The 11,867-nt window shown below is 73.1% G+C and carries 5 protein-coding genes; 3 read left to right on the top strand and 2 right to left on the bottom strand.

The window, feature by feature from the left end:
* Window positions 1–36: 36 nt before the first annotated feature.
* The 3 genes from CP981_RS14145 (at window position 37) to CP981_RS14135 (ending at window position 8,633) form a co-directional block, all read left to right on the top strand.
* Complete coding sequence (locus CP981_RS14145) at window positions 37–2,919, top strand: discoidin domain-containing protein (protein WP_085928016.1); 2,883 nt, start codon at window positions 37–39, stop codon at window positions 2,917–2,919.
* Window positions 2,920–3,108: 189 nt separating this feature from the next.
* Window positions 3,109–7,038 carry an ABC transporter ATP-binding protein gene (locus tag CP981_RS14140; protein WP_085928015.1) on the top strand — a complete coding sequence of 1,310 codons (3,930 nt, stop codon included), beginning with the start codon at window positions 3,109–3,111 and terminating at the stop codon, window positions 7,036–7,038.
* 176 nt (window positions 7,039–7,214) lie between these two features.
* On the top strand, window positions 7,215–8,633 hold the full coding sequence (locus tag CP981_RS14135) for a S28 family serine protease (RefSeq protein ID WP_085928014.1): 1,419 nt from the start codon (window positions 7,215–7,217) through the stop codon (window positions 8,631–8,633).
* 107 nt (window positions 8,634–8,740) lie between these two features.
* Here CP981_RS14135 and CP981_RS14130 read toward each other — a convergent pair whose 3' ends face one another.
* Together CP981_RS14130 and CP981_RS14125 are read right to left on the bottom strand one after the other, a co-directional pair.
* The gene (locus CP981_RS14130) at window positions 8,741–10,588 is read right to left on the bottom strand and encodes a glycoside hydrolase family 3 protein (protein ID WP_085928013.1); all 1,848 of its coding nucleotides are present in this window, start codon (window positions 10,586–10,588) and stop codon (window positions 8,741–8,743) included.
* 358 nt (window positions 10,589–10,946) lie between these two features.
* On the bottom strand, window positions 10,947–11,813 hold the full coding sequence (locus CP981_RS14125; protein WP_167536222.1) for a sugar phosphate isomerase/epimerase family protein: 867 nt from the start codon (window positions 11,811–11,813) through the stop codon (window positions 10,947–10,949).
* Between the last annotated feature and the right edge of the window lie 54 nt (window positions 11,814–11,867).

Raw genomic sequence — 11,867 nt, 5'->3', positions numbered from 1 at the left:
GGAGCGGTGCGGACCGCGCACAGACGACGGAGAACCATGCACCCTTCGGCACAGCACCCCGTGGACCGGCCGCCGCAGCGGCCGGTCCGTCCCGTGGCGCCGCGCTCCCGCAAGCTGGTCGCCCCCCTGCTCGCCACCGCGCTGATCGCGCTCCTCGCGCCCGTCTCGGCCTCCGCAGCGGCGCCCACTCCGGCGCCGGAACCGCCCGGTTCCCCGCAGGGGCCCTGTATGAAGGGCGACGGCTGGACCGCCACCGCCACCAGGATCGACCCGAAGGACAGTCACCACGCGTTCGTGGGCAACGGCTACCTCGGACAGCGGGTGCCGCCCAACGGCACCGGCTACGCGGCCCCCGGCGGAACGACCGGCTGGCCGCTCAAGACCCCCGAATACGACGGCTCGTTCGTCTCCGGGCTGTACGCCAAGGGGCCCAAGGACCTCAAGGGCCGGCAGGCCATCGCCGCGCTCCCCACCTGGACCACCCTCGACGTCGCCACCGGCGGCGCGCACCCCGACACCTTCTCCTCCGCCACCGCGCCCGGCCGGATCTCGCACTACCGTCAGACGCTCTCCCTGCGCTGCGGATTCGTCCGTACGTCGCTGACCTGGACCGCCGCCGACGGCCGCGTCACCGACCTGGTCTACGACGTGCTCGCCGACCGCACCGACGCCCACACCGGCGCCGTACGCCTGCGGATGACGCCCCATTGGAGCGGCTCGTCCACGGTCACCGACGGCCTCGACGGCCGCGGCGCCCGCCGGATGACGCCCTCCGAGGACGGGGCCACCACCGGAGGCAAGGAGGCCGGCGGCAAGGAGACGGGCGGCGCGGCGACCGGCGGCAAGGAAGCCGGCGGCGCGGCCCCCGGCCGCACCATGGACGTCGGGTTCCGCACGGACGGGACGAAGACCGAGGGCGCGGTGGCCTCCACCCTGCGCACCGGGCCCGGCGTACGCGCCAACCCGCCCCGCCCGGCGGCGCAGGACAAGCTGAGCAACCGGCAGCAGGTGTCCTTCCCGGTCCGCAGCGGCCGCTCGTACGAGCTGACCAAGTACGTCGGCGTGGACACCGCACTCACCTCCCGCACCCCGCGCGCCGCCGCCGACGCTGCCTCGCGGCGGGCCGCCGACCGCGGCTGGGACGCCCTGTTCGCCCGGCACAGCGCCGCCTGGCAGCGGCTGTGGCGCAGCGACATCGAGGTCAAGGGCCGCCGGGACCTCCAGTCCTGGGTCCGCTCGGCGCAGTACGGCCTGCTGGCCAACACCCGCGCGGGCAACCGCAACAGCATCGGCCCCACCGGTCTGACCAGCGACAACTACGCCGGCGAGATCTTCTGGGACGCCGAGACCTGGATGTACCCGGGCCTGCTCGCCGCCCACCCCGCCCTCGCCAGGTCGATCGTCGACTACCGCTACAAGACCCGGGCCGGGGCCGCCGCCAACGCCCGCAAGCTCGGCTACAAGGGGCTCTTCTACTCCTGGACCAGCGGCAGCAAGGGCGATCTGTGGACCGAGTGCCACAGCTGGGACCCGCCGCACTGCAAGACCCAGAACCACCTCATGGGCGATATCTCCCTGGCCACCTGGCAGTACTACCTCGCCACCAAGGACACCGCCTGGCTGCGGTCCCGCGGCTGGCCGGTCCTCAAGGGCATCGCCGAATTCTGGGCGTCCCGGGCCACCCGTAACACCGACGGCAGTTACTCCGTCAAGAACGTCGCCGGTCCCGACGAGTACAGCAACGGCGTCAACGACGCGGTGTTCACCAACGCCGGGGCCGCCACCGCGCTGCGGCACGCCGGCCGGGTCGCCGCGATCCTCGGCGAGAAGGCACCGGCCTCCTGGAAGACCGTCGCCGACAAGCTGCGCATCCCGTACGACAGCAAGAAGAAGGTCTTCGAGCAGTACGCCGGCTACCAGGGCACGACCATCAAGCAGGCCGACACCGTGCTGCTGATGTACCCGCTGGAATGGCCGATGTCGCAGACGCAGGCGGCCCGCACGCTGGACTTCTACGCCGGGCACACCGACCCGGACGGCCCGGCCATGACCGACTCGGTGCACGCCATCGACGCGGCCGGTATCGGCGAGGCCGGCTGCTCCACGTACACCTATCTGCTGCGGTCCATCAAGCCGTTCGTCCGCGGGCCGTTCCAGCAGTTCTCCGAGGCGCGCGGCGAGAAGGCCGGTGCCTCCGACCCGCACGCCGGCAAGCCCGCCCAGGACTTCCTCACCGGCAAGGGCGGCTTCCTCCAGACCTTCACCCACGGGCTGACAGGGCTGCGGCTGCGCGAGGACCGGGTGCGGCTCGACCCGATGCTGCCGCCGCAGCTCTCCGACGGCGTCACGCTGCGCGGACTGCACTGGCAGGGCCGGACCTACGACATCGGGATCGGCGCGCACCAGACCACCGTGCGGCTGACCGCCGGTGCGCCGATGCGGATCGAGTCGCCGGAGGGCGAGAAGATCGTCAGCCGGGGTGTGCCCGCCGTCCTCAAGACCCGCCGCCCGGACCTGGCGGCCACCTCGAACGCGGCCCGGTGCACCACGGCCACCGCGACCTCGGAGGAGCCCGGTCTCTACGCGGGCGCCGCGGTGGACGGCAACGCCACCACGGCCTGGGTGCCCGACGCCGCCACCGGCACCCTCACCGTCGACCTCGGCCGGACCACCCGCGTCGGCCAGATCACCCCGCACTGGAACGGGACCCGGCCCACGTCCTACACCGTCCAGGTCTCCCTGGACGGCAAGCACTGGACGGGGACCGGATACGCGGGCCGCAGCCCGGCCCGGTACGTACGGGTCACGGTGCACGGTGACCGGAGCCCGTCGGCCGACGGCAAGCCCAAGCCGCATCCGGGGATCTCGGAGCTGACGGTGGAGCGGGTGCCGGACCCGGCGGCGGAGCGGGGGAAGTAGCCCGCCGCGCCCGCTGAGTAACGGCCCCGCTGAGCGACGGCCCCGTCCCGGACGAGATCCGGAACGGGGCCGTCCGCCGTGCCGGGGGCCGGGCGCGCACAGAAGTTCGTGGCAGCGGGATGAAATCCGCGTCACGCGGTGTTAGTGCCCTCGAACAGTTCGAAAAGGTCGAGGGGCGGGAGGCACCGGGTGGCGGCGACGGACACGGAACGAGCGGGCTGGGCGCGGCGGCTGACCCGCGACTGCTGGCAGTACCGGAAAGACGTGCTGCTGGCCCTGGGCTCCTCGCTCGCCGGGATGGCCGTGCTGGCCCTGGTCCCGCTCGTACCGAAGCTGATCATCGACGATGTCATCGTCCGGCAGGCGCGCCCCCTCGGCCCCTGGGCCGCCCTCATGGTCGTGGCCGCGCTCGTCGTCTACGTCCTCACCTACATCCGCCGCTTCTACGGCGGCCGGCTCGCCCTGGACCTCCAGCACGATCTGCGGACCCGGATGTTCGGCTCGATCGCCCGGCTCGACGGGCGGCGGCAGGACGAGCTCAGCACCGGCCAGGTGGTCGGCCGCGCCACCAGCGACCTCCAGCTGATCCAGAGCCTGCTGTTCATGCTCCCGATGATGATCGGGAACGTCCTGCTGTTCGCGGTCTCGCTGGCCGTGATGGCGGTGCTGTCGCCGCTGCTCACCGTCGTCGCGCTGGCCGTCGCCCCCGCCCTGTGGTTCATCGCCAAGCGCAGCCGCGCCCGCCTCTTCCCCGCCACCTGGTACGCCCAGGGGCAGGCGGCCGCGGTGGCCGGGGTCGTGGACGGCGCCGTAGCCGGGGTGCGGGTCGTCAAGGGCTTCGGGCAGGAGGAGCAGGAGACCGGGAAGCTGCGCGAGGTCAGCCGCCGGCTGTTCGCCGGGCGGCTGCGCACGGTCCGCCTCAACGCCCGCTACACCCCCGCCCTCCAGGCCGTCCCCGCGCTCGGCCAGGTCGCGATGCTGGCCCTCGGCGGCTGGATGGCCACCCAGGGACAGATCACCCTCGGCACCTTCGTCGCCTTCTCCACCTATCTGGCGCAGCTGGTCGGACCGGTCCGGATGCTGGCGATGATGCTGACCGTCGGCCAGCAGGCCCGGGCCGGTGTGGAGCGGGTCTACGAGCTGATCGACACCGAGCCCACGCTCGCCGAGCGGCCGGACGCCCATGAGCTGCCCGCCGACGCCCCGGCCACCGTCGTCTTCGACCGCGTGACGTTCGGCTACGCACCGCTGCACGGGGACGCGGACGGGGGCGAGGGCGACGGCGAGGGCACCGGCCCCGCCCCGGACGCCCCGGATGCCCCGTCCGCCGCCCGTCCCGTCCGCCCGGTCCTCGATGACTTCTCGCTGCGCATCGAGGCGGGGGAGACCGTCGCCGTGGTCGGCACGTCCGGCAGCGGCAAGTCCACCGTCTCGCTGCTGCTGCCGCGCTTCTACGACGTCTCCGCCGGCCGGGTCCTGGTCGGCGGCCACGATGTGCGCGAGCTGACCCTGGAGTCGCTGCGGGCCGCCATCGGCCTGGTGCCCGAGAGCAGCTTCCTGTTCTCCGACTCCGTGCGCGACAACATCGCCTACGGCCATCCGGACGCCACCGATGAGCAGGTGCGCGCCGCGGCCCGCGCCGCCCAGGCCGACGGCTTCATATCCGAGCTCCCCGAGGGCTATGACACCAAGGTCGGCGAGCAGGGGCTGACCCTGTCCGGCGGCCAGCGCCAGCGCGTCGCCCTGGCCCGCGCCATCCTCACCGACCCCCGGCTGCTGGTCCTGGACGATGCGACCTCGGCGGTCGACGCCCGGGTCGAGCACGAGATCCATGAGGCGCTGCGCGGCGTCATGGCGGGCCGGACGACGCTGCTCATCGCGCACCGCGCCTCCACCCTGGCGCTCGCCGACCGGGTCGCCGTCCTCGACGGCGGGCGGCTGGTCGACCTCGGCACCCAGGAGGAGCTGGCGGAACGCTGTCCCCTCTACCGCAGGCTGCTGACCGACCCGGAGGAGCTGGGCGGCGTCGAGCGGGACCCGGCCGGTGAGCTGGCCGGTGCCTTCGACGGCGAGTTCGCCGCCGACGGACAGCGGGACCCGGCAGCGGACGCCGACGGGCGCGACGGCGTACGGGACGGCGCGGCGGGCCGGGACGGGGCGGACGGCACCATCACCCCCGAGCTGTGGGTCCGCCGGGAGCAGGAGGCCGAGGCGGGCGGCGCCGGAATGGCGGCCCGCGCGGCCGTCGCCGCCGGGCCCGGCATCGGCGCCGCGATGGCCGGACTGCCCGCGACACCCGAGCTGCTCGCCCAGGTCGCCGCGCTGCCGCCCGCCACGGACACCCCGGACGTCGACGAGGACCGGGCCGTCCGCCCCGAGCGCTCCTACGGCCTGCGCCGGCTGCTGGACGGCTTCGGCGGACCGCTGGCCTTCGCGCTGGCACTGGTCGCCGTGGACGCGCTCGCCGGGCTGCTGCTGCCGGTGCTGATCCGCCAGGGCATCGACGAGGGCGTCCGCCGCGGCGCGCTGATCGGTGTCTGGACGGCCGCCGCCATCGCCCTGGTCGTGGTCCTGGCCCAGTGGGCCGCGCAGATCGGCGGCAACCGCATGACCGGACGCATCGGTGAGCGGATCCTCTACGCCCTCCGTCTCAAGATCTTCGCGCAGCTCCAGCGCCTCGGGCTCGACTACTACGAGCGGGAGCTGACCGGCAAGATCATGACCAGGATGACCACGGACGTGGACGCCCTGTCCACGTTCCTCCAGACCGGTCTGGTCACCGCCCTGGTCTCGATGCTGACCTTCTTCGGCATCTTCATCGCGCTGCTGGCCATCGACCTCCAGCTGGCCCTGGTCGTCTTCGCCACCCTCCCGCCGCTGATCATCGGCACGTACTTCTTCCGCAAGCAGAGTGTGAAGGCCTACGAGCTCGCCCGCGAGCGGATCAGCGTCGTCAACGGCGACCTCCAGGAGAGCGTGGCCGGACTGCGGATCGTGCAGGCGTTCCGGCGCGAGGGGCAGGGCGCGGAGCGGTTCGCCGCCCGCAGCGACGCCTACCGGCAGGCCCGGGTCCGCGGCCAGTTCCTGATATCCGTCTACTTCCCCTTCGTCCAGCTGCTGTCGTCCGTGGCGGCGGCGCTGGTGCTGATCGTCGGCGCCGGCCGGGTCGGCTCCGAGACCCTCACCGCGGGTGCACTGGTCGCCTACCTGCTCTACATCGACCTGTTCTTCGCCCCGGTCCAGCAGCTCTCCCAGGTCTTCGACGGCTACCAGCAGGCGTCCGTCTCGCTCGGCCGCATCCAGGAGCTGCTGCGCGAGCCGACCACCACCCCGGCCGTCGAGCGGCCCCGCGCGGTGCCCGCGCTGCGGGGTGCCATCACCTTCGACGATGTGCACTTCCACTACGGCGGCGACGGCGAGGAGCCGGCGCTGGCCGGTATCGCGCTGACCATCCCGGCCGGCCAGACCGTCGCCTTCGTCGGGGAGACCGGCGCCGGTAAGTCCACGCTGGTCAAGCTGGTCGCGCGGTACTACGACCCGTCCTCGGGCGCCGTCCGGGTCGACGGCACCGACCTGCGCGAGCTGGACCTGACCGGCTACCGCCGCCGCCTCGGCGTGGTCCCACAGGAGTCCTACCTCTTCGCCGGCACGGTCCGCGACGCCATCGCCTACGGCCGCCCGGACGCCACCGACGCCGAGGTGGAGGCCGCCGCCCGGGCCGTCGGCGCCCACGCGATGATCGCCACCCTCGACGGCGGCTACCTCCACGAGGTCGCCGAGCGCGGCCGCAACCTCTCGGCCGGCCAGCGGCAGCTGCTGGCGCTGGCCCGCGCCGAACTCGTCGACCCGGACGTGCTGTTGCTCGACGAGGCCACCGCGTCCCTGGACCTGGCCACCGAAGCGGTCGTCAACCAGGCCACCGACCGGCTCGTGGGGCGCCGTACCACCCTCGTGGTCGCCCACCGGCTGACCACCGCGGCCCGCGCGGACCGGGTGGTGCTGCTCGACCAGGGCCGGATAGTCGAGGACGGCAGCCACGGCCAGCTCCTCGCCCACGACGGCCGCTACGCGGAGCTGTGGCGCACCTTCACGGGCGAGGAGGAGGAACTGGCGGCCTGAGGGGGCGTTCGGGGGCCGCCCCGGGGCGGCCCCGGCCCCGTCCGCGGCCGTTCCACCACAGCGTCGCGGCGGCCGTGCCGCGAACGGCTGATCCACCGAACGGCGCCAGGGGCTGGTGGCACCCCCGCCGCGCCGATAGGTTCAGCCCGACCTTTGCTATCCCAAGGGGAGGGTGCATGCGCAAGGCCACCAGATGGCTGCTGTCGCTCGCGGTGCTCATAGGCACGGCGGGAGCCGGCAGCACGCCGGCCGGGGCGGCTACCGCCGCCGGGCCGCGGACCGAGGACATCAAGGACCGGATCCTGGCGATTCCGGGGATGAGCCTCATCGAGGAAAAGCCGGTCGACGGCTACCGCTACTTCGTTTTGAATTACACCCAGCCGGTTGACCACCGGCACCCCTCGAAGGGGACCTTCCAGCAGCGGCTGACCCTGCTGCACAAGTCGGTGGACCGGCCGACGGTGTTCTTCACCTCCGGGTACAACGTGAACACCACGCCGTCCCGCAGCGAACCCACCAAGATCATCGACGGCAACCAAGTCTCGATGGAATACCGGTACTTCACCCCGTCGCGGCCCACGCCCACCGACTGGAAGAAGCTGGACATCCGGCAGGCCGCCAACGACCAGCACCGTATCTTCCGGGCGCTGCACCGTATCTACGGCAAGAACTGGATCGACACCGGCGGCAGCAAGGGCGGCATGACCGCCACGTACTACCGCCGTTTCTTCCCGCACGACATGAACGGCACCGTCGCCTATGTCGCGCCCAATGACGTACGCAACGACGAGGACTCGGCGTACGACCGGTTCTTCCGCACCGTCGGGACCGCGCAGTGCCGCACCGCCCTCACCGCCATCGAGCGCGAGGCCCTGCTGCGCCGCGGCGAGATGGTCAAGCGCTTCCAGAAGTGGGCCGACAAGGAGAAGCAGACCTTCACCAAGGTCGGCAACGCGGACCGGGCCTACGAAGTCATGGTCACGGACCTGGTGTTCGGGTTCTGGCAGTACCAGCCGGCCGAGACCGCCTGCGCCGAGGTGCCCAAGCCGACCGTCTCCACCGATGAGCTGTGGAAGTGGATGGACAAGGTCGGCGGCTTCGACAGCTACACCGACCAGGGCATGGAGCCGTACACGCCGTACTACTACCAGGCGGGCACCCAGCTCGGAGAGCCCGGCTACGGCTACCCGCAGCTGTCCGGTCTGCTGAAGTACCCCGGCATCAACAACTCCCGGTCGTTCGTGCCGAAGGACATCCCGATGCGCTTCGACCGGCGCGCGATGCCCGACGTCGACCGCTGGGTGCGCCACCACGCACAGCGGATGATGTTCGTCAACGGTGAGTACGACCCGTGGAGTTCGGAGCACTTCGAGGTCGGCAAGGGCGCCCGGGACTCCTACGTCTTCACCGTGCCCGGCGGCAACCACGGCTCGAACATCGCGAAGCTGAAGGAGGCCGACCGCACCAAGGCCACCGCCGAGCTTCTCGACTGGGCCGGTGTCCAGGCCCCGGCCGGCAAGCCCGCCCCGCTGGCCCCGGACAACAAGAAGCTGGACAAGCAGGAGATCCGGCGGATGCCGCTGCTGCGGCCCTGAGTCCGCCACCCGCCGCGGGGCCGCCGCGCCCCGCGGCCGCGGTGCGGTGACCGGCCGAACGGCGCGCTCCCCGAGGGACCGGGGGAGCGCGCCGTGTCCGGGTCGGCTCAGTACGTCAGCCCGTGGCCCATCTGGTAGAGCGCCCGGGTCGGGGCGTCGGCGCGCATTATCGGGACGGGCAGCCGGCCCGCCGGATTCCGCTGCCCGGCGATCACCCGGGCCGCCGCCCGCAGCTCCACATCCGTCCAGGAATAGCTCGCCAGAGCCGCCGTGACCCCGGTCAACTGGGCGATGTCATACGGGTTGCGGACCGCCAGCTGCACCACCGGCTTACCCGTCGCGAGGAGCGCCTCCACCAGCCTCCGCTGGCCCGAGGCCGCGGTCACGTTATAGGTGGCCACCACCACCGCGTCCCGCTCACGGAGCGCCGCCACCGCCTCCTCGATCCGCTGCTGAGTCGGCGTCTGGCCCGTGGACAGGGCGGTGGCCGTGAAGCCCAGCTCGGTCAGGGCCCGCGCCAGCACCGTGGTGGGCGGGCCGCCGGTCCCGGACGGCGCGGCCGCGTCGACGCCCGCCACCAGCACCCGGCCCTCCCGGCGCCGGGACAGCGGCAGGATGCCGGTGTCGTTGCGCAGCAGTGTGGTGGTGCGGTCCGCGATCCGGTCGGCGGTGGCGAGGTGCGCGCGGGTGCCGACCACCCGGTCCACGGCCCGGTGGGTGGTGTACGGGTCCTTGAAGAGTCCGCGCCGTTCCTTGAGCAGCAGGATGCGCAGCAGCTTCGCGTCGAGGTCCCGCTCGGTCAGCTCGCCCTCCTTGAGCGCGGCCAGGACGGCACCGTGCGCGACGGCCAGATCCGGCGGGTTCAGCAACTGGTCGACCCCGGCCTTGAGGGCCAGCACCGGCACCCGGGCGTCGCCGTACTTCACCCGTACGCCCTCCATCCCGAGGGAGTCGGTCACCACCACACCGTCGTAACCGAGCTTTTCGCGCAGGATGCCGGTGAGGATCGGGCGGGAGAGGGTGGCCGGGTCCTCGCTCGGGTCGAAGGCGGGCACGACGATATGCGCCGTCATGATCGAGTCGATACCGGCGGCGATCGCGGCCTTGAAGGGCGGCGCGTCCAGCCGCTCCCACTCCTGCGCACTGTGGTGGATGTACGGCAGCCCGACATGGCTGTCGGTGTCGGTGTCGCCGTGGCCGGGGAAGTGCTTGGCGCAGGAGGCGATCCCGGCGCCCTGATAGCCCTTCACCTCGGCGGCGACCATACGGGCCACGGCCTGCGGGTCCGCGCCGAAGGAGCGCACCCCGATGACCGGGTTGGCGGGGTTGACATTGACATCGGCGTCCGGCGCGTAGTCCTGCCGGATGCCCATGGCGAGCAGCTCCTCGCCGGCGATCCGGGCCGCCGTACGGGCATCGTCGCGGGAGCCGCCCGCGCCGAGCGCCATCGCCCCGGGGAAGAGCGTCGCGGGCGCACCGACGCGGGCCACTATGCCGTGTTCCTGGTCGGTGGAGATCAGCACCGGCACGGGGACGCGCTGGGCGGCGGCGGCCTTCTGGATGCCGTTGGAGAGATCGGCGATCTGGTGCGGCTCACGGGTGTTGTGTGCCCAGCCGAAGTAGATGATGCCGCCGACGTGGTACTTGGCGATCAGCTCGGCGGCGTTGGCGACGCCGATCTCCTTCTGGTTCGCGGCGGCATCGGCCGGGTCGGGGTCGGTGGCGGAGTGCCCGTAGACCCGCATGACGAAGAGCTGGCCGACCTTTTCCTCCGGAGTCATACGGGAGATGAGGCGGCGCAGCCGGGCCCGGGTGGCGGCGGACGGGGCGGGGGCGGCGGGCTGCTGGCCGACGGCGGGCGCCGTGCCGTGCGCGGGGGCGGCACCCGCGCCTGCGCCCGCGGCAGCGGCGGCCGCGGCGGCCGCGGTGGTCAGGACGGTACGTCTGGAGTGCATCTGCGCTCCTTCCGGAGGGCTTCCTCGACTCATTGAAGGAAACTTCCAAGGAGACACGGATAGCCGGAAAACAATTGTCGGTCAATGACGCGATCCGCGGTGGCGCCCAGCAATTGCGCGGCGGCGGGGGATGTGTGATGGGGCGTCGGGTGGCGCGGCCCGGGGTGGGGCGGCGGAGGAGCGGGGGCGGTGGGTGGCGGCGTGCGGGTGGGCCGACGCCGGCGCGGGGCCGGTGGGTGCGGCCTGGGGGCCGACGACGACGCGGGCCATGCGGGCGACGGCGTGCGGGGCGGCCGGAGACGCCCCCGAGGCGACCGGCCGGCCGTATCCCGACCCGCCGCCGCCCGCCACTTCCCCCTCAGGAAGCCGCAGGCCCGTCTCCCAGGAGCCGCTGGAGATGGGCGCGGCCCGGGGCCAGCAGGGCGGGGAGGTCGGTCGCGCCCGGGTACCAGCGCTTCTCGTACTCCCAGCACAGCCAGCCGCCCGCGCCCTGGTCGTAGGTGCCCTCGGGGGCCGGTACCGGGCCGTGGGCGTCGGCGGGGTCCTGGCCCAGGGTGGCCAGGGCGGCGGCCAGTGGGACGGTGCCGGCGCCGAGCGGGAGGGGGGTGCGGTCCTCGGCCGAGGCGACGTCCTTGACCTGGACATAGCCCAGATGCGGGGCGAGCGCGGCATGGGTGTCGGTCGGCTCCTCGCCACCGAGCCAGCTGTGCAGCACGTCCCAGAGCGCCCCGACCTGACGGTGCCCCACGGGGCCCAGCACCCGGGCGGCGGCCGCGCCCGTACGGTGCGAGTCATGGGTCTCCAGCAGCACCCGGACGCCCCGTTCGGCCGCGAGCGGGGCCACCGCGGCGAGCCGGCGGGCGGCGTCCGCGTCCGCCTCGGCCGCCGGGCGCTCCCCGCCGCCGGGGAAGACCCGGACATACGGCGCCCCCAGATCCGCGGCGAGCCACACCAGCTCGCTCAGCTCCTGCGCCAGCTCCTCCTCGCCCGCCGTGTCCCGGGCCGCGGCCACCTGGGCGTATCCGGCGACGGCCAGGATCTCGACCCCGGCGTCCGCGAACTGCTTGCGCACCGCGGCCCGTTCCCGCATCCCGATCAGTGGATGCACCGGTTCCTCCGGATGGGCCCGCAGCTCCACGCCCTGATACCCGGTGTCGGTGGCCAGCCGCAGGACGTCGGCCACCGGCATGCCGGGCACACCGAGTGTGGAGAAAGCGAAGCGCATCGCGGGGGCGGTGCCATGTGCGTTGCCGGTGCTGACCATGCCTGGGCTCCTCCT

The sequence above is a fragment of the Streptomyces platensis genome (assembly GCF_008704855.1).
In the GTDB taxonomy this organism is placed as follows: domain Bacteria; phylum Actinomycetota; class Actinomycetes; order Streptomycetales; family Streptomycetaceae; genus Streptomyces; species Streptomyces platensis.
The sequence above is the reverse complement of the archived record's forward strand: the minus strand, read 5'-3'. Positions and strand labels throughout refer to the sequence as shown.

What these genes read in the sequence shown, in the direction of transcription:
- CP981_RS14130 (WP_085928013.1), bottom strand. Translation starts at nt 10,588, where the DNA reads ATGCACTCCAGACGTACCGTCCTGACCACCGCGGCCGCCGCGGCCGCC.
- CP981_RS14145 (WP_085928016.1), top strand. Translation starts at nt 37, where the DNA reads ATGCACCCTTCGGCACAGCACCCCGTGGACCGGCCGCCGCAGCGGCCG.
- CP981_RS14125 (WP_167536222.1), bottom strand. Translation starts at nt 11,813, where the DNA reads ATGCGCTTCGCTTTCTCCACACTCGGTGTGCCCGGCATGCCGGTGGCC.
- CP981_RS14135 (WP_085928014.1), top strand. Translation starts at nt 7,215, where the DNA reads ATGCGCAAGGCCACCAGATGGCTGCTGTCGCTCGCGGTGCTCATAGGC.